The sequence below is a fragment of the Natrinema salifodinae genome, assembly GCF_900110455.1.
GTDB lineage: Archaea > Halobacteriota > Halobacteria > Halobacteriales > Natrialbaceae > Natrinema > Natrinema salifodinae.
On sequence record NZ_FOIS01000001.1, the window covers coordinates 1 to 22,571 of the forward strand.

A 22,571-nucleotide genomic window follows, 5' to 3' on the forward strand; every position below is an offset into this window, starting at 1 on the left:
GCCATGGTCACAACCTGGGTTCAAATCCCAGCCAGCGCATTTTTCGATACCTACCGACGACGAGCGGAGCGAGGAGTTCGTTTATCGAAAAACGTCCTGAATTTTCCCGGGAGCGCCTCGTAGCGCGTCGTCCGTGGGCAAGAGAAGCGGAGTTGCGCACCACTCGCCTGAAACGAGATCGGCTTCAACCGGTGCACCATACGATACCGTCGCTTCCCCTCGCCACCAGCGAAGCGCAGCCATAGACGGGAAGCGCCGCGGCGAGAACGGCGGTCGCAGCGTAGGTAATACGCGATTTAGTCGTGGCTGTCCGCGTCACCGCCTGGCCGGCGAGGAGCGATCGCGGATCTCATAGACGGTTTGTATCGCTCTCCGAAAGTGCTCGATAAGCCGTCTAAATCGGGGTAACAGTTTCTTACAGTTCGATTCGTGCGCTGGCCCAAGTCTGACGTGTGCGAATACCGGACTATCGTTCGCGGCCGCACACGTGCGACCCGTGCGTGTTGGTCCGAAAATGATCACCCGGAACGCTCTCGGCGCCCGAGCGCCGGCTGACGAGCCGATCGAGCGTCTCGAATGACCGAAATCGGGCCTCGTCTCGGAGTCGAACGTTAGTCTATGGAGACGGTCTTCGGTTCGCGCTCCGCCTGGCCGCCGTCAGCGAGGTCCTCGAGTGCCAGCATGACGTTCCACTTGTTCGACTTCCAGAAGGCGTCGAAGAGGACGCCGATGATCGGGACGGAGCCGCCGATGGTGTCGACGGCGACGTTCGCGAGCATGCGAAGGAGCGTCGACTGAGAGACGCCCATTCGGGCGGACTCGGCGACGATGTACAGCGAAACGATCGACGCTGCGCTGTCGCCGACCCCCGGGAGGATGCCGACGATCGGATCGAGTCCGAATCGGAAGTTCGTGCCGGGAACTCGCATCCCTTCGTCGAGGATGCGCGCGGAGACGCGCATTCGTTCGAGCGCCGCTTCGTCGACCGTACTGGGAAGGTCGCCCTCGAACTCTTCGAGCGCCGAACTGACGTTGTCGGCTGCGCCGGTAGCCATACGATACGATCGGATGCCTGCGCGGATAAGCCCGGGGGCGGCCGTGGCAAGCGGTCGGGACATCCATATCGGACGCTCGGTCCGAGCCATCGCGAGAAGGTTAATCGATGCGTGCGCGCAGTTCGATCCTGCCGATCGTCATCGCGCCACCGATTCATCGCGAACTACTGTGAGCGCGGTGTGGCTGATCGGCGCGTTCGAGACGAACCGACTCCGTGCGATGACGGCGGTCCCACCGTCCGCGGGTCGGGTCGACGACGAGTTTCCGCGGACGAGCGGATCCTTCCCGTCGCGTTTCCGCCTGGTCCCCCTTCGTCGAAATCGAGTGTGGATGTCCGTCGCGGCCGACGGTTACCGAACGGGGTTCCGTTTTCGATGTATTTCACATTCGACTACTGTTGTCGGCGACGAGTGGCTTTTATACCGCGAGTAACTACGGGCTAATACACGATTGACCGATCAACGATAGCAATGCAGACGGATCTCACACCCGCCGACGGCACGACCGACCCCCAGTACGACCAGACCAACGACCGCTACGTCTTCCACCACGACAGCGACGGGACGGCGGCTCTCACGACGACGATCGTACACGCACTCGCGTCGATCGCGGACACCGACGTCTCGCAGGGCGAGTTCTCCCTGTACGATAGCGTCGATCCGGATGCACTCGATCGCATCTTCAGTCCCAAAGCGGACGGTGCCGACCGGACGGGCGGTCACATCGCCTTTACCGCCCTGGAACACGAGGTGTACGTCTACGCGAACGGCGACATCATCATCTACCCGCCCGCGGAGACGCCCCGCACTCCGACGACGAACTGAGGACTGACGGCGGTCGCTGTTCTCCCCTGCATCGCCGCCGACGTGTGAGCCGCGCGTCAGCGCGTACAGCGACACCGATAGATCGCGTCGTCGCCGTTCCAAGCGGTCGATAGGACCGGCATCTGTCGACGTCCGGCCGAACGACCCACGCATGGCACATATTTACACCCCTGGCAGTCGTCGGTACCGGGTATGACGGTAATCGCACTACTGAGCGTCGCACCGGTGATCGAGGACAGCATGGCGGGCGAGATCGCGAAGGCCGTCGACGCCCTCGAGGAGTACGACGTTACCTACGAGACGAATCCGATGGGGACTGTGATCGAGGCCGAGTCGGCCGACGAACTGTTCGCAGCCGCCCAGGCGGCCCACGAGGCCGTCGACGCCGACCGAGTGAGCACCGTCCTGAAGATCGACGACAAGCGAACGCGCGACGTCTCCGCACAGGAGAAGGTTGACGCCGTCGAAGAACAGCTCGGCCGCCCGGCGACGAACCGCGAAGACTGAGCGCGAGACGCGTCCTAGTCGTCGTTCCCGTCGGCTCGTCGGTGGGATCGCCAGGCGCGTGACCAGACGGACCGAAGATAGCTAGTTCTCGAACCGACCGTAACGAAGAGCGACCGCACGTGCGGTTGTCCAGTCGCGATCGGTCACAGCGGCGTGACCGGGTTTCGAATCGGTTCTCGGTTCGATGGCCGTTCCGGAGATCCGAACGGCCTCGCGACGGGTCTTCGATTCCTGATTACTGACCGGGAACCTGCGTGTCCGGTGCGTCGGCGTCCGGACTGATCGTGGACTGGATCGCGTGCAGGCCGGCGGTGGCGACCAGCGCGCCGCCTTGGATCAGCAGGTCGGGGTGGACCATCGCCACGACGCCGAGCGCGAAGAAGCCGACCCGCGTGCCGGCGGTGGTGGATCGACTGAGGGGGAACCGGAAGTTGATCCCGTGGATGATCACCAGCGCGCCGATCAGGGCCAGGCCGCCCGCGGTGAGCGACGTGATGCCGAACGTCCCGGAGACGAGCTCCGGGTGGTAGATGAACGCGAAGGGAAGCACGTACAGCGGCGCGGAGATCTTCAGCGCTTCCTTGCACGTCTCCCAGAAGTCTGCGTCGGCAATCCCGCAGGCGACCGCGGCGCAGGTGGCGATCGGCGGGGTCAGGCCCGCAAGGATCGCCGCATAGAACACGAAGAAGTGTGCGGAGAGGTCGGGCAGGCCGAACTGACCGGTCAGCGACGGCGCGACCAGCAGCGCCACGACGGTGTACGCCGCCGTGGTGGGCATGCCCAGGCCGAGCAGGATGCAGATGGCCATTGAGAGGACGGCCGCGACGATCAGGATCCCGCCGGAGAGGTTCATCATCGCGAGCGAGATCGACGTCGGGACGCCGGTGGTCATCAGGATGTCGACGACGCCGTTGATCGCCGCGAGGATGATCGCGACCGGCGCGAGGACGACGACGCCCTCGCGGGCTCCGTCGACGGTGCGCTTCCCAACATCGAGTAGCTCAGCGACCAGGTCCCGTCCCTCGTAGGCGGCCTTGGCGAGAGGGAACAGTACACCGGTGGCGATCATCGACGCCGAGGTCCACAGCGCGGCGGTGCCGACGGTGTAGCCGAGCACGCCGAGTACGTAGATGAGGACGGCAAGCGGAATGAGGAACTTGATGCCGTCGTAGACGAACTCGCCGGCCGGTTTCTCCTCCTCGAAGAAGCCGTCCATCGTCGGATCGTCGATCTGGGGCGCCGCCACGTAGTGGACGGCCACCGTGATCGAGACGACGAGGATAACGGCAGGGATGAGCCCGGCGATCACGATGTCGACGTAGCTGATACCGGGGACGTCGACGAGGTTGGCCATGATGAACGCGGCCGCGCCCATCACGGGCGGCAGCACCTGACCGGAGGTCGAGGCGACCGCCTCGATCCCGCCCGCAGTCGAGGGCTTGATGCCGTTCTCCTTCATCATCGGAATCGTGAAGGAGCCGGTCATGCCCGCGTTGGCGGTCTGACTCCCGTTGACCGAGCCGATGACGGCGCTCGCGAGCACCGCGGTCTGGGCGACGCCGGAGGAGACGTACTTCGCGGACCGGACCGCGATACGCAGGATCAGGTCGAAGGCCCCGTAGGCCTTGAGCAGGCCCGCGTACAGCAGGAACAGCGCGATCCAGGCGGCCACGAGCCGGTTGAGCGAGCCGAAGAAGCCCTCGATCTCGAGGACGAGCACCCGGAGCATCCGTTCGGGGGTGATGCCGCCGTGGCCGAGGATGCCGGGGATGGACTCGCCGAACAGCCCGTAGCCGATGCCGGCGAGCAACACGACGAGGAAGGTCACGCCGAACGACCGCCAGGTGAGATAGATCATCGTCAGCGTGAACACGGCGCCGAGCACGAGCTGGAAGCCGGTCGCCGTGCCGCGTCTTCCGACGTACATCGCGTCGAAGTGCGTGAACATATACACCGTCGTGGCGAGGACGACGAGCCCCGAGGCGACCAGCAGAACGCTGGAGAGGTATTGCATCGCGGCCGACCGCCGATCGGGTGCCGCGAACGGGTTCTCGGCCTCGAAGACGGTTACGAACTCGTTGACGATGTACAGGAGCAGGATGCCCCCGAGGAACGCGACCCCGTACTTGGCGCGGGACGCGCCGCCGAGCAGCGCCAGTTCGTCGTACGCGTAGAGGGCGACGATCGCCCAGAAGACGAGCGAACCGACGGTCAACAGGCTCTCGAACGACCGGTGCATCGGACCGGAGTCGGTGGGCTCGGCGTCCTGGCCGATCTCGGGCGATTCAGCTGCCATCGGCGTCACCTCCCGCTACCGATCCGCGTACCTGACGAGCGATCGATGGGTGGATTGAGTGCATATCGATAATGAAATCGCGAGGGAACTCGGTCGTCGTACTTACTCTTCGTCGCTGCCTTCAGCTTCGCCGCGAGTCCAGGCGTCGTCCCAGACGCCCTTCTCTTCGAAGAAGTCCGCGACGCCGGGGTGGACCTCGAGGTCCTCCACGACGGCCTCGGTCATCGACTCGGCGTCGGAGTGGTCGAGCGTCGTCGGGTCGGACTCGCGGAGCGCCTCGTGGTGCTCGTGTGCGAGCCGGGCGATCTCGTAGGTCGCGTCCGCCGGAATCTCCGGTCCGAACGCCCACTGCGCGGCGAGCGCCCAGCTGGTCACCGTGTCCGTGATTCCGGTGACGTCCTGATTCCAGCCGTAGGGCTCGAACTCCGTCTTCAGCGCGCCCGGCGTGTCGTCGATCGCTTGCTCGAACTCGTCGTGGATCGGGATGGCTTGGAGCTCGGCGCGAGCGTCGACCTCCTCGACCCAGGAGGAGAGGTCGACACCGTTGGCGCCGTAGATACATAATGCGTCGACGCGGCCCTCCTCAACGGCGCCGGCCACGTCGGTGGTGTCGCCCTCGTAGATGTTGTCTGACTCGTCGAGGGACTCCCACATACCGGCGCGGTTGATGACCTCTTCGGTCAGTAGGCGGGTCCCGAACCCGGGCTGAATCGGGTAGATCGTGTGGTCGCCGTCGACGATGTCGGCGGTCGATTCGATGCCCGAGTCCTCGGTCGCGACCCAATACATCTCGAGGCGCGTGAAGACGAATCCCTGCATCGGGAGCTCGTCGACCGGGTCCTCGTCGAAGGGGGCTTCCTCGTTCATCGCCTTCGACAGCGAGTTGTTGTCGACGGCCATCCCGGGGATGTTGCCGCCGTCGAACTCGTGGAGATTCGCGGTCCAGCCGCCCGTGACCTGCGGATCGACCTGCACCGAGTCGCTGTGTTCACTCGCCGCGCGAGCCAGGGCCTGGGCGGCCTGCTGGCTCGAACTGTTCTGTGAGGTCGCGCCGATCGTCACGGTGGTCCGGTCGCCGCTACCGAGACAGCCGGCCAGGCCGATCGCGCCGGCCGCACCGGTCGCTTTGAGCACATCACGCCGCGTTGCCCGAGTTTGTTTTGCCATGTAATCCCACGCTTGCATTGGCATGGTTTAAGGATGTTGGATTGTCCGTGATGGATCATCACTAATCGTGCTGTTTAATTTGGTGATATTTAATCTAGGATGATTATTTTAATACAGATGGTGTGACAGTTGTTGATCAGCATCTAGATACCGTGTCTGATACGGTCGAGAAATGACCAATACGGCTGTTTCCTCAGGCCGAACAAAACGATATTATGTTCGTCTGAGCAGAACAACAAGAAAGACGAATCCGAGAAACGCCATCGCGGCGAGCATCGTCCACCCGGCGTCGTACCCCGTCACGTCGACGAGAAATCCGAACGTCGGCGGGGCGATCAGGGCACCACAGTTGAGCGCGATCTGAGCCCCGGCGGTCGCGCTTCCCATCTCTTCGGACGGGACGATCGATCCGATACAGGAGTAGTAGACGCCGGTGAACCCGAGGATGAAGAACCCTAGTAGCGAGAACAGGACCAGGCCAGTCAGCGCCGACCCGGCGAACGGAACCGCGAGGAAGAGCACGACGGATGCGGCCGCCTGCAGACAGAGGATGCGAAGCGTCGAGACGGTCAGCGGCGCCGAGAGGCGATCGGCGAGCCAGCCGAAGGCGAGGCGGCCCGCGCTGCCGGCGACCTGGGCGGCCGCGAGCGTAACGCCGGCGACGACGACGCTCGCGCCGACGGCCTCGTCGACGTAGAGGATCGTGTAGCCGACCGTCGTGAACAGCCCCGCACCGAGGGCGAACCCGGCGGCGATCAACAGGAGGTACGACGGTTCGGCCAGGCGCGCCCGGATGCCGTCCCGGCCCCCGTCGCTGCCGCGGCCCCCGGCGTCGTAGCTCGCCCAGAAGACGATGCTAGTCGCGGCGGCGACGCCCGCGGCCAGCAGGAACGCGACCTTCCAGCCGAACCGCGTCGCGCCGAACCAGGGCACCAGAACCGAGCTGATCCCGCTGCCCGCGGTCACGCCGACCTGCTTGATTCCCATCGACGTGTTGAGCCGCTCGTCCGGGACCGCGTTGAACACCGCCTTGTTGGTCCCCGGCATCGCCGTCGCGTAGAACGCGCCGACGACGAACACTGACGCGAGCAAGACCAGATACGTCGGCGCGACCGTGACGCCGACCGCGCCGAGGCCGAGGCCGACCAGGCCGCCGACCAGCGCGCGGTCCTCGCCGTACTCGTCGATGAACGAGCCGATCGGGAGCAGGAAGACGGTATACCCGAGCGTCAGCGCCGTCATCATCACGCCGACGAGCGTCGCCGAGACGCCGAACTCCTCGCGGACGAACGGCGTTACCGCGTAGACCGAGTAGAAACAGGCGCTCGCAGTGAGCTGCCAGAGGAGGATGAGCGCGGTGTATCCCTTCCAGCCGCGCACCCGGATTCCGGACTCGAAGACGCTGCTCATCGATCGATCACCGCTTCCGGTCGACGACTCGTCGGTACCGTTCGGACGACGACTCGCGCATCGATTTCGGCCACGGGTTCTCGTCCATTCCTGGGTCGTGTCTCTTGGATAGGAATTTCGACAGCGGCGAAGAGGTGGTAAGAATAGTGACACGATTCGGGGCCGGCCGAGACGTCGCCGCGATCGGTTGGATCGGCGTATCCTCGCCCCGTTGCAGGCACGGGCAGAAGATTCTCCCCGCCGGAAGGCCGAAACGCGGATATGGAACAGACGACGCTCGCCGTCACCGACATGTCCCGTACTGAGTGCGAGCAGACCGTGACCGAGGCCCTCGAAGCCCTCGACGGGGTCGCGTCGGCGCGAGCCGACCGCGAGGCCGACGAAGTACGCGTCGAACACGACGAGTCGCGGATCGATCGGGCAAGCCTGGCGGGGACGATCGAGGACGCGGGCTATACCGTCGAGGCCTGAGAAAGGAGCGGGTCGGGTCGGATCGGACCCAACGGTGTCCGTCGGACGCAGGTCGGACGCCAACGGACAAACGGTTTTACCCCGGAGGCTGAAGCCCGACCATGGAAAGTCTCAATCGGATGGCGATCGAGCTGGTCGACGAGGCCCTCGATTACGCCGAGGAGTTGAACGTCGGGGGCTACGACCTGGCGAACGACGCGACGGTGCTCGACTTTGGGCTCGAGTTCGACGGCGGTGTCGAGGCGGGCCTGTTGCTCACCGAGATCCAGACCGCGGGGATGGCGACGCCGAGTTACGAACTCGGCGAACTGGGCGACGCGTCGATCCCCTACGTCGAGCTCTCGACCGACCAGCCGGCGCTCTCGCTGCTGTGTTCCCAGAAGGCGGGCTGGGAGCTGACCACCGAGGACTTCGAGGGCCTGGGCAGCGGGCCCGCCCGCGCCCTCGTCGCCGAGGAAGCGGAATTCCGACAGATCGGCTACACCGACGCCTTCGACCTGACGGCCTTAGCCGTCGAGACGGACGAGGAGCCGACCGAGGCCGCGGCCCAGCAGGTCGCCGACATGGCCGAGGTCGAGCCCAGCAGCGTCTTCCTGCTCGCCTACCCGACCGCGAGCCTCGTCGGAAGCGTGACGAACGCCGCCCGCGCCGCCGAACTCGCAACCTTCCGGCTCTCGGAACTCGGCTACGATCCGCTCGACATCGTCTCCGTGACCGGCCGCGCGCCGGTCGCGCCCGTCGCGGACGACGAGCAGACGGCCATCGCGCGCACGACCGATGCGATCGCCTACGGCGGGCGGGCCCACATCACCGTCCGCGAGGACGCCGATATCTTCGACTCGGTACCGTCGACGGCCGCCGAGGACCACGGCCGTCCGTTCGGCGCGGTCTTCGACGACTTAGACTGGGAGTTCGACGAAGTGCCGTCGGACCTGTTCGCGCCCGCAACGGTAACGATCGACGTGCTCGGGGGGCCGACCTACGTCCACGGCGAGACGAACGAGGAACTGCTCGTCGAGTCCTTCGGACTCTGACATCCTCCCACGACTAAAGCCGTGGGGTTCCCCACTGGGGGTTGAACCCACGGATACGGAGAGGTTCGCAGGTTCGTCGTCGCGTGGGACGATGACCTGCGTTTCGGGCCGTGCCAGTACGGCCCCCGCCTCGGACAGCGGTTTCGAGAACTTGCCCAAGGCTCGTTTGCCGATGTTCAACGCGCCGTTTTTGTCCGCGTTGTCGTCCAACCCGCATTCCGGGCACTCGAAGCGTCCCTGCGTCTCTCGGACGCCCTCGCAGGCACAGCGGTTGCACGTCTTCGACGTATCGTATTCTTCGACCAACCGCATGTTGATGCCTGCGTCGTGTGCCTTGTATTCGATGTAGTTCAAAAGGCGGGCGAACGGCATCTTGTGCGTCTTGTCGTTGACGTACCGCCCCTTGTCGTTGTCCTTGCGAATCCCGCCGAGGTCGCCCACAACAACGACCGCGTTCCGCTCCTCGGCGTCCTCCACGATTTGGCGGGCAATCTTGTGGAGGAGGTCGTCCACCTTCCGCGCTTCCGCGTCACCGATTCGCTCCACGACCTGCTGGCCCTGCCGGGGTTTCGCCTTCCCGATGGACTTTCGCAACTGTTTGTAGTGTTCGCGGATACGGCGAACTTCCTCGCCGTAGAACCGTGTTTTGCGGTCGGAGAGGAACGCGCAGGTGGCGACCCACCGTGCGCCCATGTCGATAGCCAGCACGTCGTCATACTCGTCTTGAATGGTCACAGACCGTTTAACGACGAGATGGACGTACCAGTCACCGTCTCGGCCCACTAGTTCGCTGTCCCGAATATCGCCCTCGCGGACGAGTTGTTCGTCCTTGTTCGGGACGTGGGCGGGACACCAGATGGAGTTTCCCCGTCCGCGTTCGGGGTCGTAGACGGGGACTTTCACCCACCACGACGACAGCACCGTGCCCTCGTCGTGAGACACGTCGAACACGTCGTTGCGGAGGACGACGGGCTGGTCGGTGTCGGGATTCGGGTCTTTCTGGCGTTGTACCTTCGACGCCTGCTGTTTGGTCGCTGAGTACAGGTCGGCGTCTCCGCCGTGAACCTCGGTCTGAAACGCCTCGTATTCACGGGCGAGCAGGTCGGCCTTCCTGTTGGTCAGCGAGTGGAGTTTGACCCGCACCGTGGTCGAGACGTTCCGTTGCATGACTACTCACCCGCTTGCGCGTCGATGTACTCCTCGATAACCTCGCTGGACACGTCGCCCGCGTTGGAAACGAAATACGAGCGCGTCCACAGCGAGAGCAAGCCGAAGTCGAACTCGTCGCGGAGGTAGCGAGACGAGTAGCCTTTGACCTGTTGCAGTATCTTGTTCGGGGCGAGCGTCGGGTCGCCCGTGATGAACAAGTGAACGTGGTCGGGGCGAATCGCCAACTCCAGTATCTCCAAGCCGAGTTCGTCGGCTTTCTCCTCGATGAGTTCTTCGAGGCGGTCGCGTACCTCGCCTTCCAGTACCGACTTGCGGTACTTCGGACACCAGATGAAGTGGTACTGGAGTTTGTGAATGGAGGTACGTTCCCTGTCGAACCCACGAGGAATAGTCAACATATAGAAACTATTCATCTAAAGAGGTTACGCAAGCATCCAATCCCAGCCGTGGCTACGAGCGTGAATAGATTTCCAGTTGTCGGCTTCATCCCACTCCTACCCCTAGAGGGGGTTTCGCCTCGCAACCGCTGTAACGTCCCGGCGACCGGCAACGATTCCCGTTCTGCTGTAGCGACGTCGAGAGGAGAAAGAAGTGGAGAGAGACGCGACTACTCGTCGGAGAGCCGGCCAGGCGACCACTCGCCGTCGAAGTCCTCGTGGACGAACGGCGCCGCGTCCTCGCCGGCGTAGGTGGCGACGAGGTGGCCGTCGCCCTCGAGGTGGTACTTGTAGGTCGTCAGCCCTTCGAGGCCGACGGGACCGCGAGCGTGGATCTTGCCCGTGCTGATGCCGACCTCGGCGCCGAGCCCGAACCGGTAGCCGTCGGCGAAGCGCGTCGAGGCGTTGTGGAAGACGCTCGCCGAGTCGATGCTACGCATGAAAGTGCTCGCGCGGTCGGCGTCCTCGGTCACGATCGACTCCGTGTGCTTCGAGCCGTGGGTGGTGACGTGATCGATCGCCGCCTCGAGCGAGTCGACGACCCTGATCGAGACGATGAGATCGCCGTACTCGGTGTCCCAGTCGGCGTCGGTCGCCGCCTCGACGTCGACGATCTCGCGAGTGCGCTCGTCGCCGCGCATCTCGACGTCGGCCGTCTCGTAGCGGTCCGCGATCGCCGGCAGGAACTCCTCGGCGACTGCCTCGTGGACCAGCAGCGTCTCGACGGCGTTACAGACCGCCGGGTACTGAACCTTCGCGTCGTAGGCGATCTCCTCGGCCATCGAGCGGTCCGCCTGGTCGTCGACGTAGACGTGACAGACGCCCTCCGTGTGGCCGAGGACGGGGATGCTCGTGTTGTCCTGAATGTAGCTCACGAACTCGGAGCTCCCGCGGGGCATGAGGAGGTCGATCGAATCGTCCATCTCCAGCAGCCGGTCGACGTCCTCGCGGGCCTCGACGTGCTGGGCCCAGCCGTCGGGCACGTCGGCCGTTGCGTCCTCGATAATCTCGAAGAGGATCCGGTTGGAGTGCAGCGCCTCGCTGCCGCCCTTGAGGATCACCGCGTTTCCGGACTTGAGGCCGAGCGCGGCGATCTGGACGAGCGCGTCGGGCCGGGACTCGAAGACCGCACCGACGACGCCGATCGGGACGGCGACCTTGTAGAGTTCGAGGTCCTCGTCGAGTTCTCGTGCCGAGAGGGTCTTGCCGAGCGGGTCGTCCTGATCGGCGACGCTGCGGACCATCTCGGCGATGCTCTCGATCTTCGACTCCGAGAGCTTCAGCCGGTCGACCAGCGCCTGCGTGTACTCGCCTTGCTCGAGCAGCTTCTCGCCCTCGGCGACGTCCTTCTCGTTGGCTTCGAGGATCTCGTCGGCTCGAGCTTCGATCGCGTCGGCGATCTCGCGGAGCGCCGCACTCCGCTCCTCGTCGGAGCGTTTCGCGAGCTCTAAGGCCGCGGTCTGTGCCTCATCGACGTCTCGCTCGATATCGGTGTCAGTTTCAGTCATCGCTCCCTCCGTTGATGGGAACGAATACGGTCCCCACAGGCTTGGCAGTAGCGATCTTCTCGAGGATGTCGGGCTCGGTCGACTTCGCGATCACGGCCGGAATGCCGTGCTCGCTGACGTCGCGTGCGCCCTCGACCTTCGTCTGGATGCCGCCGAAGCCGTCCGAGGCGCTCTCAGAGACGATCTCCTGGACCGTATCGTAGTTCTCGCCGACCGCTTCGATGCGCTCGGCGTCCCCGTTTTCCTTCGGGTTGCCGGTGTAGACGCCGGCGACGTCGGTCAGCGTGACCTGCAGGTCGGCGTCGACGCCCATGGTCGTCGCCGCCGAGAGCATGTCGTTGTCGCCGATCCGGATCTCCTCGGTCGCGACGGCGTCGTTCTCGTTGATGATCGGGACGACGCCCCAGTCCAGCAGCGTCTCGACGGTGTTGCGGAAGTTCGTAAACCGCTCGGGGTTCTCGAGGTCGTGTTGGGTCACCAGCAACTGGGCCACCTTCCGGTCGTACCGCGCGAAGCTCTCGGTGTAGCGGTGCATGAGGTGGCTCTGCCCGACGGTCGACAGCGCCTGGGACTCCTCGACCGTCTCGCTCGCCTGGTCGATCCGTCCCATCCCGGCGCCGATCGCGCCCGAGGAGATCAGGATGACCTGCCTGTCCCGCTTTAAGAGGTCGTGGATGTCGTCGACGAGCTTGTCGAGTTTCTCGTCGTCGAGGTTCGAGTCCTCGTCCGTCAGGGAGTTGGTCCCCGCCTTGACGACGACGCGGTCGGCGTCGGCCGCCAGCTGTCGCGCCTCCGAGACGGCCGACGATTCGATGCCCTTACTCATCGGTCTCGTCACCGTCGTTGAACTCGCTTGCCAGTTCGGCGGAGCGCTCTTCGGCCGCCGTCACCGCCTCGGCGACCGACGTCTGGACGTCGCTGTCCCAGAGGACTTCCATCCCTTCGATGGTCGTCCCGTTCGGCGAGCAGACTGCATCGATCAGCTCGTCGACGGTCCGGTCCGACCGGAGGACGGTCTCGGCGGCTCCCTTGAACGTCTGGGCGGCCAGCGTCTCGGCAGCCTCGGGGTCGAGCCCGCTGTCGACGCCCGACTCCTTCATCGCCTGGAGGAGATAGAAGACGAAAGCCGGACCGCTCCCGTTGACGGCGGTCGCGATGTCCATCTTCGTCTCGTCGATCTCGACGAACTCGCCGACGTCGCCGAGCAGCGCCCGCACGTCGTCGGTGACGTCGTCGCCGGTGACGGCCGCCGCCATGTCCCCCGTCTCGGCCGCCAGATTGGGCATGATTCGAACGACGTTCGCGTCGGTCCGCGCTTCGACGAAGTCGGTCGGGACGCCCGCGGCGATAGAGAGAAGGGTCTGATCCGGCGAGAGCTCGAGGTCGTTCAGTACCACGCCGACGATGTCCGGTTTGACCGCGACGATCACTACGTCGGCGTCGGCCGCCTCCGCGATGTCGGACGTGGTCCGGTCGGCGTAGTCGGCGACCGCGTCGAGTGCTTCGGGATCGAGATCGCACGCGGTCACCGTGTGATTCCCGGCCCGCCGGAGGCCCTTCACCAGGGCACTCCCCATGTTTCCGCAACCGATGACGCTCGTCTGTACCATCTTGTCTCACTCTGAGGAACCGACACGGACATACAACTTTGGTTTCGCACAGCCGACGTCGATCGGGACGGATCGACCCGTCGGTTCGGCGGGCTACGAGTCGAAGGCGAGCACGTCTCGCGGCGGCCGCGAGGGAGCGAGCTACCCGGACGGTGGCTCCATCGGACGACCCGAGTGGATCAGTCCGCGGGGTGGACGTCAGTTACCGTTCCGACGCCCTTGCTTCGACCTTCGCGGAAGACGAACTTCTGGCCCTCTTCCACGAGATACGGGCGGAATTTGAACCGGACGGTGGTCTTGCCCGTGTCGCCTGGCAGCAGCCGGCCGTTTTCGGGATAGAAGGCGGCGGCTTCGCCGATCGTCTCGAGGTGGACGACGGGTTCGTACCCCTCGCCGATACGGGTCGGGTGGTTGAGCACCATCACCTCGGCCTCGAACTCGCGGATCGGCTCGGGGTCCGCGTCCCGCGGGAGCAAGACCATTCCGCGCTCCATGGCGCTCTCCTTGATCCCCTTCAGAGCGATGCCGACGATCCGGCCCGCTTGGGCCTTGTCGACCCGGTGGTAGTGCATCTCGATCGAGCGGACCTCGACCTCCTGGAAGCGGCCGTCTGGCATGGGACCGATCAGGAGTTCGTCGCCGGCCTCGACCTCGCCGGCCATCACCGTTCCCGAGGCGACCGCGCCGACGCCGGTCACCGAGTAGCTGCGGTCGACGTACATTCGGAACTCGCCGGTGTCCTGGGCCGTCTTGGGGAGCCGATCGAACAGTTCGTCAAGCGTGCCCAGGCCGTCCATCGTGATGGCGCTGCTCTCGACGATCGGGACCACCCGCTCGCTGATCTCATCGATCGCGGCGTCGACGCCGTGGCGGGCGATCCGCAGCGGCGACTTGTCGACCTCCCGGAGGAGCCGCTCGACCTCGCGTTCGACCTCCTCGACGCGCTCGTCGTCGACCAGGTCCGTCTTCGTGATCGCGACGATCGTCGGCAGGTCGGTGGCCAGCAGGACGCCCAGGTGCTCCCGCGTCGTCCGCGTCGGGCCGTCATCGGCGGCGACGACCAGCAGGCCGTAGTCGAGCTTCTGGCCGACCAGGCCGCGGATCGTCGTCCGGAGCCAGGGCTCGTGGCCGACGGTGTCGACGAAGGAAACGAGCCGGTCGGCCTCCTGGACGACCTCGGCGCGGTCGGCCTTGCGGTTAGGATTGCGAACGCGGACGGGGCCCTCGTCGTCGAAGCCGTAGACGGCGTAGGAGAGGTCGGCCGAGAGGCCACGCTCGACCTCGTGGGGCTGGACGTCGAGGAACGCGCGGGTCGCGCCGTCGCCGTCGTCCGGTTTCCCGGTCACCAGCGAGCCGACGAGCGTGCTCTTCCCGTGGTCGACGTGGCCCGCCGTGCCGACGACGACGTGTTCGTCGTCCGTCTCGAGGACGCCGCCCTCGCGGACCTGCGCGACCCCCACTAATCCACGCCCGGACGTCTCCGACGCTCGGTCTGCTTCGGACTCCGCGGCGTCCGAAACGCCGTTGACGCCCCAGGTCTGGACGTCTTCGATGTGTGCGTCGGCCTCCTCGGCCAGCAGGGAGAGGACGTCCATCGTCTCGGAAAAGGTGTCGGGATCGACGCCGGCCAGGCCGCCGTCGTCGGTGACGCCGACGACGTACGTCGCCTCGCCGTCGCCCGAGAGCAGGCGGTGTCGCAGTTGGGCGGCCAGGCTCTCCCGCCGTCCGCCCTCGAGGTGGACGTCTCGTGACAACCGCTCTTTGAATTCGACGTTGCCACCGTCCTGTTCGCCACGGTCCAGGGCCCGCTCCAGAAGGGCCCGGTCACGGCTCATGTCCCCCGTTAATGGGGGACACGGCAAAAGCCTTCCCGTACATTGTCAATTATTGTCACAGCACAATTCGGTCCGGCGGAACGACGAGCCGCGTCGATCGACCGTGCGGTCGCGCCTTTCTGGAGCAAATCGAAGCTCGAGGGGATCTCAGCGGTCGACGCATTCCGGGCCCGGTTTCAAGGCCCTCGAAGCCCTACGAGAGGCATGAGCATCAGCGGCCTCTGCCAGATCTGTGAGTCCCGGCCCGCACAGGAGCAGTGTTCGAACTGCGGCACGCTCGCCTGCGAGGTCCACTACGAGGAGAGCGCGGGGCTGTGCGCCGACTGCGCCTCGCAGGCCCAGCCGGGGCCCGACAACGACGACGTGGAGATCAATCGATTCTAGGTCGATCATTCGAATCGGAACGGCACAGCACAGACTCGAGACCGTGACCTCCATCCGCGACCTACTCGGCGAGACCCTCGGCGTCGGAGAGACGTATCGCCTGGCGCTCGAGGAACGGGACGGCTTCCTCGTCGCCGAGCACCCGAACGACGCCAGCCCGATGGACGTCGCCGTCGTCGAGGGACTGGATCGACTCGACGAACGCCCGCCGACGGAGCCGGTTCCGGTCGAAATCGTCGGCCGCGTGGTCGATGATCGAATCGCCGGACGGGTCGTCGCCGCTCCCGACACTGACCCCGAGTTCGGTCGCTCGTCAACGTCCGGAAGTAACGGCGCGGAAACGGACCGCTAGTCCCCCCGATACTGATTCAATCGCGCCTTCAGTTGCTTCGCCGCCTGGCCGCTCGCCTTCGCGAAGTCCTCGCCGTCGTTTTCTCCCGCAAAGATGATCCCCCGCGAGGAGTTGACCAGGCCGACGCCGTCGGCGAGCCCGTACTCGACGGCGGCCTCGGCGTCGCCGCCCTGCGCGCCGATGCCCGGGACGAGGAAGGGCAGGTCGGGCACCTGCTCGCGCAGTTCCTCGAGCTCTTCGGGCTGGGTCGCGCCCACGACCAGACCGACGTTGTCGTTCTCGTTCCAGAGGTCCGCCAGGGCCGCGACCCGCTCGTAGACCGATTCGCCGGTCTCGAGTTCGAGGTCCTGGAGGTCGGCCCCGCCGGGGTTCGAGGTGCGACAGAGGACGAAGACGCCGGACTCCTCGTCGGCCAGGAACGGCTGCAGCGAGTCCCGACCCATGTAGGGATTGACGGTGATCGCGTCGACTTTCTCGAGCATCTGCGCGTACTGCCTGGTCGTGTTGCCGATGTCGGCGCGTTTGGCGTCCAGCAGGACCGGAACGTCCTTGCCGTGGGCGTAGGCGATCGTTTCCTCCAGGGCGGCCCAGCCGTCGGGGTCCTCGTAGAAGGCCGCGTTGGGCTTGTAGACGGCGGCGTGTTCGTGCGTTGCGTCGATGATCCGGCGGTTGAAGGCCCACCGTGGGAGGTCGTACTCGTCGAGGTGATCAGGGACGCGCGACGGGTCGGGATCGAGGCCGACCGAGACGACGCTATCGACCGATCGGATGCGGTCGTGCAGACGATCGAAGAAGTTCATGCCGGGAGTGGCCCCGCGACGGTCGAAAAGGTTGCTATCCCGTCGGCCGCAGTCGATGGCGTCGACTTCGCTTCTCCTCGGTTTCCCATTGCGGCCGCTGTCTCGGACGAATCGGTCGCGGCTCCGCGTCGGACGGGGCTCGCGACGACTCATCGCCGGTCTCGAAAGCCACAGCATGTGACTGGTTACGATCGATCACGCTCCAAATATTTTAGACATCAGCTACTTCCTCCGTATGCCAGTTACATCACCTATGAACATCCGACAGCGTTCGACATCGTTCTCGAACCGCCTCCGTGAGCACGTCCGGTCGACGCTCCTGGAGCCGACGGACGCGAGGTGGGACGGGCCCGGAGACGATCAAACAGCGGACGCCGAACCCGAACAGGAGGCGACCGCATCCGGGAACCTCTTCCACTGCGCGCGGTGTAGCGTCGTCTACATCGCCGCCGAGAAACAGACCTGTCCCGAATGCGACGGGGACGTCGAGCAAGTGCGATCGACGCTGGCTTGTAATCAAGACTGACGCGGCACGATCCGTTACTGCCGGGCTCATACCGGTTTCGTTCGTTCTGTTTGCTCCGCCCGCTTCGTTCGTCTCAGGCTGTCCCTTAGCAGTAAATAGTAGCGCGATTTCTTTATTTAGAATCATGTCTGAAACTGAATCGGGCAGTTCGATAACTACGTGTGCGAACTGAACGGCGAAATATCTATCAGATATGGATGATGTTTGTCGAGCCGTGCTGCATATACAGCGCACTAACGTGCTCTATTCTTGAACAGAGGGTGTTTAAGAATTGCAGATAATGAAGGGAGAGGTGTTTTTCGAGGGCGATGTAGATTGCACACTGATGGGTTTCCCCGAGATAGATTCCGCTGTTTTCTTTGGTTCGATTACAATGGTAACGTGGGGAATCTGGGTAGTCTTGGGCAACGCTGCGTCAGAGACCATCGATCCGAGGACGGCCGCCGCGATCTCCTATCTTGTTGCGGGACCCCTTGCACTCGGATTCATCCTCGTTTCAGACGCATCGCTCGCCATTACTGCGAAAGGAGGACTGCTCGCTGGCACAGCCGGATTGTTCACCGGAATAGGCCTTATTTCGATGTACGTCGGCCTCTCCGGAGGGTCAACAGCAATCGTCTCTACTCTCGGTGCGATGTACTTCGTCATCGCGGCCATCATCGGTATGGTCGTCCTCGGAGACGAAGTTACGATAACGAGACTTGCCGGGATAGCGTTCGCAGTTATCGGGGTCGTCTTGGTTACCAGATAGATCAATCTTACTGAATTATTGGAAATGAGATAGTACTCCAAAAAATGAGTCAAGGCGCGCCTTCCACTCGGAAGAATACACGAGTAGCCCCTCCAAAACGTTGTTCTTAGTAGTGATCAGGGGGAGTAGAATCCGTCACGTTGCTGGTTCATCTGTCCCTACAGAAAAAGCAGGCCGAGTGCCTCGGGGCTTGACCCCGAGGGTGAAGGCCGTAAGCTCGATTATACGAACCGATACCCTCCGTGCCCTTATCCTGTACGAGCCGCCGATTCAGGTCGGCGACAACGAACTCGACATCGCCGAGATGGAGACGATGGTGAAACGCGGGGAAAACGAGCAGGCGCTCGTACTGTTCGAACGCGACCTCGCCGGTCTCCCACCCGACGAACTCGACGGGCTTCGCGCGACGCCGATCTGGCGGGAGATGGTAGACGCAGCCCGTACGCTTCCCCGAGAGTTGCGGGCGATCAGCGCGTACGAGTTCGATGCGGCCCGGTTTGCAGACGTGACCGCGCCGACCTTATTGTTGACCGGCAGTGAGAGCCCCTCACAGAGACGCGACGGACGCGGTTCACGAGGCGCTTCCGAACGGCCGGATCGCTACCTTCGAGGGGGAACAACACATGGCGGTGCACACCGCACCAGGCCGGTTCGTCGACGAGGTAGTCACGTTCGTCGAACCCCGAACCGGCTAATCGCCACCCGTTTTCTCCTCATCTCCGGCGGCCTACTCGAGAGCGATGATTGCAGGAAGTTGGTGTAGAACGGACTTCCTGAATAGGGACGCTCATCGTACCACATCTTCCCTGCACGTAACGGGTGGTTCGCGAGTTTTTCCGCAGAAAGTGCCCGTGCCCTTCGCTCCTGTTAGGCTTCGAGTACTTCGATCAGGTTCCCTTCGGGATCGCGCAGGAACAGAATCGACGTGCCGCTTTCGGTCGTGCGCGGCTCGCTGATCGTCGACACGTCGTCGGGAAGCGCCTCGTAGAAGGCGTCGAGATCGTCGACCGCCAGGCCGACGTGTTTCGCGCCCGGTTGGTTGAGCCCCGCCGCAGGGGAGCCCCTTGCTTCGGGCTCGTATTCGACGAGTTCGATGCGAGTTCCGTCGGCCTCGAGGTGGGCGAAGTCGGCGCTCGCGCCCGCGACGTCGACGGCGTCGGCGAACGCCTGGCCGCCGACGCTGAACCGGTCGATGACCGAGAGGTCGAGGACGTCACGGTAGAACGCGAGCGTCTCCTCGAGATCGGCGACGGTGATGCCGACGTGGTGTGCGCTGAGGTCTGCCATGGTTCGGTCGTGCCAGCGCGGGGGAAAAACGCTTCCGGCTGCTCGCCGCCTCCCGGGCGACCGGGGCAGTCCGGCGGAGCCGGTGACCGGCGGAATCAGGCGTCCACGGCCGGACGGTCGTCCGGAACGCCACGTGGTGGACGGTGCCGGCGCCGGGCTGGCCCCGCGGGTCTGGGGCTCCTCGAGGAGGCGGGGTCGAGCACCGTCAACACGAGTTTAGCGCTCGGGGGAGGTCGGCGACCGCGTCGGGAACCGTCGCCGCTGCCAGGCCGGATCGATCGCTCAGAGGAGTGGTGCCAGTTCCGAACGGTCTCAGTGACCCGCGGACGTGCGTCGTAATCGCACACCCACTGTAGACGCTTTGTGGCTCGGCGGCGTAGGCGGTCCCATGTCCGGTGATTCGACCGACCAGCGCGAGTACGACGTCGTCGTGATCGGTGGCGGCCCGGCGGGGCTGACGGCCGCGCTCTACACGACGCGACTCGGCCATGCGACGGGCCTCGTCGAGCGCGGCGGCGGCCGCGCGGCGATGATGGAGGACGTCCACAACCTCGTCGGCGTTCCGGAGGAGACCGGCGGAAACGAGTTGCTCGAGACCGGCCGCGAGCAGCTCGAGTCCTACGGCTGTGACGTGTTTCGGGACTTCGTCTCCTCGGCCGGCGAGACGGACGACGGTCGGTTCCGCGTCTGCGGGGCCGACGCGGACTACGTCGCCGACTGCGTCGTCATCGCGACGGGGTTCGACGACGTGCGGCCGCAGCCGCCGCTCCCCCGGACCGGCCGCGGGCTCCACTACTGCCTCCACTGCGACGCGTACATGTTCGTCGACGAGCCGGTCTACGTGATGGGGACCGGTGAGAGCGCGGCCCACGTCGCCGCGATCATGCTGAATTTCACCGACGACGTGGATCTGCTGACACGGGACGGCGACCCCGAATGGAGCGACGAAACCGCCTCGATGCTCGAGAACCATCCGATCGACGTCGTCAGCGAGGCGGTGACCGGCGTCCGCAACGGCGCGGACGGCTGGCTCGAGGCACTCGAGTTCGCCGACGGGAGCGTCCGCGAGTACAGGGGCGGATTCGCGATGTACGGCTCCGAGTACAACAACGGCCTGGCGGCCGATCTAGGCTGCGAACGTAACGACGACGGGACGATCGTCGTCGACGACCACGGGCGGACGAGCGTCGACGGCGTCTTCGCGGTCGGCGACGTCACGCCGGGACACAACCAGGTCCCGATCGCGCTGGGCGAGGGCGCGAAGACCGGGATCGCGATCCACTGGGTTCTGCGGGAGTTTCCGCGAGATATCGAAGAGATGGAGACCGCCGGCCCCGTTCGCGACGAGGAAGTACCCGGCATTCCGGACGAACTGCTCGAGCAGGCCGTCGCGTTCCACACGTACGACTGAGACCGTCCTGAGCGGACGAGCGTCGCGCTCAGGCCGTCTCTAGTTCGTCCGCCAGCTCGTGGAAGCTCTCGATCGTCAGCTCGGGCTCCGTCTCGTAGGGGCCCCAGAGCGTGTCCTGCCGGTTGATCCAGACGCCCTGCATCCCGGCGTTGATCGCGCCTGGCACGTCCCACCAGCCCGCGGCCACGAAGGCGATCTCCTCGACCGGCGTCCCGATTCGATCGGCGGCGTGGCGGTACAGCTCCGGTTGCGGTTTGAACTGCTCGATCTCGTCGGCGCTGATCGCGTCTTCGATTCGGTCGCCGAGATCGGCGTGCTCGAGTAGTGACTCGAGCATCTCCTCGTTGCCGTTCGAGACGATGTAGCAGTCATAGCCGGCGTCTCGAAGCCGCTCGAGGCCGTCGTGAACGTCGTCGAAGACGGGTAGTTCGTGGTACGTCGAAAGGATTTCCTCGCGTTCCTCATCGTCGAGGGCGACGTCGATCGTCTCGAGCGCGAACCGCAGCGCGTGCCGGTTCATCTCGTAGAACGAGTCGTACTCGCCGATCGCGTTGCCGACCATCGCGTACGCCAGCGACCGCTGTCGCCAGAGCTTCGCGACCAGGCCGGGATCGACGTCGTCGACGCGCTCCGAGAGCGGTTCGGCGACGGCGGAGACGTCCACGAGCGTGCCGTAGGAGTCGAACGCGATCGTCTCGACCGCGTCGGGATCGAAGGCCATAGCAGTCGGGCTACCCCGGCGATCTCGAAATAGCTTGGCCCGGGTCCGGTCCCGGTCCCAGAGCGCGGACTCGGATCCGAACGCGGCCCGGGACTGATAGGCATTGGCGTCGAGTCGGCGGTATGGATCGGAGCAGACAGCTGTACGAACGAGATGCGACGGGGTGGCAGCGCGGGCTGTACGAGGACGTCAAATCGACCTTTCGAGCACCGATCGTCAACTGGTTCTTTCGCGCACTGACGGCCAACGAACCCGCGTTCGCGCGGTACGCGTGGGGCCAGCTCAAGCCGCTCTTCCAGACGCGCGCGTTCGGCGGCTATGCCGTCTCGTACCGGGACGCCGTGCTCTCGGCACTCGAAGACGGCGAGGCGGCGCTTCCGCGCTACCGGCGCGTCGACGTCGACGTCCGACCGGCCGAGTGGCGCGAGCTCCGGGGACAGCTCGCGACGTTCGATATCGTGGCGCCGCGGCTCGCGCTCGCGTTTGCCGTCTGCGATCGGGCGATGAACGGTGACTCGGTAGACGATGACCCGAGAGGGACATCGTCGACGGCGCCCCTGCCGACGTGGCTCGACCGCGACCGTGGCCGGTCCGTGACGATGGTCGATCCCGGCGACGTTCCCGACGACCTCGCGGATACCGTCGACGGGATTCGCGACTTTCACGGCCTCGAGGGCGGACTTCCGAGCATCTACCGCTGCCTCGCGCAGTGGCCGCCCTATCTGGAGGCAGCCTGGTCCGATCTCGAACCGGTCCTCGAGAGCGAGGCGTTCGAGCGCGCCTGCGACGGCGCCGATTCGGCCGTCGACGACCACCTCGCGGGGCTCCCGTACGCGCCGCGGCTCTCGCCGGCGGCGCTCTCCGAGCGGGGGTTCGACGACGCGACGATCGACGAGCTCGGCGAGTTCGTTCGGCAGTTCAATCGAGGCGCCATCGAAACGGTGCTGCCGGCCATCGCCGTCTACGCGGCCACGCTCGACGTTGCCGGCGAGCGGATGCTGTAGGAAGAGTCGA

At 65.0% G+C, this 22,571-nt stretch carries 23 protein-coding genes and 1 pseudogene; 11 read left to right on the forward strand and 13 right to left on the reverse strand.

Going from position 1 to position 22,571, the window contains the following annotated elements; all coding sequences use genetic code 11:
* Positions 1–611: 611 nt before the first annotated feature.
* Positions 612–1,055, reverse strand: a complete 444-nt coding sequence (locus BMY29_RS00005; RefSeq protein WP_049991692.1) for a DUF4112 domain-containing protein — start codon at positions 1,053–1,055, stop codon at positions 612–614.
* A gap of 471 nt (positions 1,056–1,526) precedes the next feature.
* Between BMY29_RS00005 and BMY29_RS00010 the strand changes: the two genes are divergently transcribed.
* Entirely contained in the window at positions 1,527–1,880 is a 354-nt protein-coding gene (locus tag BMY29_RS00010; protein ID WP_049991691.1) for a HalOD1 output domain-containing protein, read from the forward strand.
* Between the two features lie 192 nt (positions 1,881–2,072).
* A complete protein-coding gene (locus BMY29_RS00015; protein WP_049991690.1) occupies positions 2,073–2,387 on the forward strand; it encodes an MTH1187 family thiamine-binding protein in 315 nt (104 codons plus the stop codon).
* A 235-nt stretch (positions 2,388–2,622) separates the two neighbouring features.
* Here the strand turns inward: BMY29_RS00015 and BMY29_RS00020 are convergent, their stop codons facing one another.
* The 3 genes from BMY29_RS00020 to BMY29_RS00030 all read right to left on the reverse strand — a co-directional run bounded on the left by BMY29_RS00020 (position 2,623) and on the right by BMY29_RS00030 (position 7,260).
* A complete protein-coding gene (locus BMY29_RS00020; RefSeq protein WP_206539066.1) occupies positions 2,623–4,626 on the reverse strand; it encodes a TRAP transporter permease in 2,004 nt (667 codons plus the stop codon).
* Positions 4,627–4,785: 159 nt separating this feature from the next.
* Entirely contained in the window at positions 4,786–5,850 is a 1,065-nt protein-coding gene (locus BMY29_RS00025) for a TAXI family TRAP transporter solute-binding subunit (protein WP_049991695.1), read from the reverse strand.
* 213 nt (positions 5,851–6,063) lie between these two features.
* Complete coding sequence (locus tag BMY29_RS00030; protein WP_049991689.1) at positions 6,064–7,260, reverse strand: MFS transporter; 1,197 nt, start codon at positions 7,258–7,260, stop codon at positions 6,064–6,066.
* Positions 7,261–7,521: 261 nt separating this feature from the next.
* On the opposite strand from BMY29_RS00030, the gene BMY29_RS00035 reads away from it, so the two are divergent.
* Both BMY29_RS00035 and mch read left to right on the forward strand, forming a co-directional pair.
* The gene (locus BMY29_RS00035; RefSeq protein WP_049991688.1) at positions 7,522–7,731 is read left to right on the forward strand and encodes a heavy-metal-associated domain-containing protein; all 210 of its coding nucleotides are present in this window, start codon (positions 7,522–7,524) and stop codon (positions 7,729–7,731) included.
* Positions 7,732–7,832: 101 nt separating this feature from the next.
* A complete protein-coding gene (gene mch / locus BMY29_RS00040; RefSeq protein WP_049991687.1) occupies positions 7,833–8,765 on the forward strand; it encodes a methenyltetrahydromethanopterin cyclohydrolase in 933 nt (310 codons plus the stop codon).
* 13 nt (positions 8,766–8,778) lie between these two features.
* On the opposite strand, the pseudogene BMY29_RS00045 reads toward mch, so the two are convergent.
* The 6 genes and pseudogenes from BMY29_RS00045 to BMY29_RS00070 all read right to left on the reverse strand — a co-directional run bounded on the left by BMY29_RS00045 (position 8,779) and on the right by BMY29_RS00070 (position 15,325).
* Positions 8,779–9,932 (reverse strand): annotated as a pseudogene (locus tag BMY29_RS00045) (RNA-guided endonuclease TnpB family protein).
* Between the two features lie 2 nt (positions 9,933–9,934).
* Positions 9,935–10,324, reverse strand: a complete 390-nt coding sequence (tnpA, locus tag BMY29_RS00050) for an IS200/IS605 family transposase (RefSeq protein WP_049991694.1) — start codon at positions 10,322–10,324, stop codon at positions 9,935–9,937.
* Between the two features lie 218 nt (positions 10,325–10,542).
* The gene (locus BMY29_RS00055; RefSeq protein WP_049991686.1) at positions 10,543–11,880 is read right to left on the reverse strand and encodes a glutamate-5-semialdehyde dehydrogenase; all 1,338 of its coding nucleotides are present in this window, start codon (positions 11,878–11,880) and stop codon (positions 10,543–10,545) included.
* Complete coding sequence (gene proB, locus BMY29_RS00060) at positions 11,873–12,706, reverse strand: glutamate 5-kinase (RefSeq protein ID WP_049991685.1); 834 nt, start codon at positions 12,704–12,706, stop codon at positions 11,873–11,875. Before proB ends, BMY29_RS00055 begins: the two co-directional genes overlap by 8 nt.
* Positions 12,699–13,490, reverse strand: coding sequence for a pyrroline-5-carboxylate reductase (gene proC / locus BMY29_RS00065; RefSeq protein WP_074854586.1), 792 nt, complete (start codon positions 13,488–13,490; stop codon positions 12,699–12,701). Before proC ends, proB begins: the two co-directional genes overlap by 8 nt.
* Before the next feature lie 179 nt (positions 13,491–13,669).
* Positions 13,670–15,325: a GTPBP1 family GTP-binding protein gene (locus BMY29_RS00070; protein ID WP_049991683.1), complete on the reverse strand. Its 1,656-nt coding sequence runs from the start codon at positions 15,323–15,325 to the stop codon at positions 13,670–13,672.
* Between the two features lie 204 nt (positions 15,326–15,529).
* On the opposite strand from BMY29_RS00070, the gene BMY29_RS00075 reads away from it, so the two are divergent.
* Positions 15,530–15,709 carry a hypothetical protein gene (locus BMY29_RS00075; RefSeq protein ID WP_049991682.1) on the forward strand — a complete coding sequence of 60 codons (180 nt, stop codon included), beginning with the start codon at positions 15,530–15,532 and terminating at the stop codon, positions 15,707–15,709.
* A gap of 43 nt (positions 15,710–15,752) precedes the next feature.
* On the forward strand, positions 15,753–16,061 hold the full coding sequence (locus tag BMY29_RS00080; protein WP_049991681.1) for a hypothetical protein: 309 nt from the start codon (positions 15,753–15,755) through the stop codon (positions 16,059–16,061).
* On the opposite strand, the gene pyrF is transcribed toward BMY29_RS00080, so the two are convergent.
* Positions 16,058–16,861: an orotidine-5'-phosphate decarboxylase gene (pyrF, locus tag BMY29_RS00085; RefSeq protein WP_049991680.1), complete on the reverse strand. Its 804-nt coding sequence runs from the start codon at positions 16,859–16,861 to the stop codon at positions 16,058–16,060. The genes BMY29_RS00080 and pyrF overlap by 4 nt on opposite strands.
* 253 nt (positions 16,862–17,114) lie before the next feature.
* Here pyrF and BMY29_RS00090 point away from each other — a divergent pair, with 253 nt between their 5' ends.
* The 3 genes from BMY29_RS00090 to BMY29_RS00100 all read left to right on the forward strand — a co-directional run bounded on the left by BMY29_RS00090 (position 17,115) and on the right by BMY29_RS00100 (position 18,901).
* Positions 17,115–17,387, forward strand: coding sequence for a hypothetical protein (locus BMY29_RS00090; RefSeq protein ID WP_049991679.1), 273 nt, complete (start codon positions 17,115–17,117; stop codon positions 17,385–17,387).
* A 325-nt stretch (positions 17,388–17,712) separates the two neighbouring features.
* Positions 17,713–18,138 (forward strand): EamA family transporter, encoded by a 426-nt coding sequence (locus BMY29_RS00095; RefSeq protein ID WP_049991693.1) that lies wholly within the window; start codon positions 17,713–17,715, stop codon positions 18,136–18,138.
* 190 nt (positions 18,139–18,328) lie between these two features.
* Complete coding sequence (locus BMY29_RS00100; protein WP_143067634.1) at positions 18,329–18,901, forward strand: hypothetical protein; 573 nt, start codon at positions 18,329–18,331, stop codon at positions 18,899–18,901.
* Positions 18,902–19,005: 104 nt separating this feature from the next.
* Here the strand turns inward: BMY29_RS00100 and BMY29_RS00105 are convergent, their stop codons facing one another.
* Entirely contained in the window at positions 19,006–19,425 is a 420-nt protein-coding gene (locus BMY29_RS00105; RefSeq protein ID WP_049991677.1) for a VOC family protein, read from the reverse strand.
* A 388-nt stretch (positions 19,426–19,813) separates the two neighbouring features.
* Here BMY29_RS00105 and BMY29_RS00110 point away from each other — a divergent pair, with 388 nt between their 5' ends.
* The gene (locus BMY29_RS00110; protein ID WP_049991676.1) at positions 19,814–20,836 is read left to right on the forward strand and encodes an NAD(P)/FAD-dependent oxidoreductase; all 1,023 of its coding nucleotides are present in this window, start codon (positions 19,814–19,816) and stop codon (positions 20,834–20,836) included.
* A gap of 28 nt (positions 20,837–20,864) precedes the next feature.
* On the opposite strand, the gene BMY29_RS00115 is transcribed toward BMY29_RS00110, so the two are convergent.
* Positions 20,865–21,557 carry a haloacid dehalogenase type II gene (locus BMY29_RS00115; RefSeq protein ID WP_049991675.1) on the reverse strand — a complete coding sequence of 231 codons (693 nt, stop codon included), beginning with the start codon at positions 21,555–21,557 and terminating at the stop codon, positions 20,865–20,867.
* Between the two features lie 122 nt (positions 21,558–21,679).
* Here BMY29_RS00115 and BMY29_RS00120 point away from each other — a divergent pair, with 122 nt between their 5' ends.
* Positions 21,680–22,561, forward strand: a complete 882-nt coding sequence (locus tag BMY29_RS00120; protein WP_049991674.1) for a halocarboxylic acid dehydrogenase DehI family protein — start codon at positions 21,680–21,682, stop codon at positions 22,559–22,561.
* Positions 22,562–22,571: the final 10 nt, after the last annotated feature.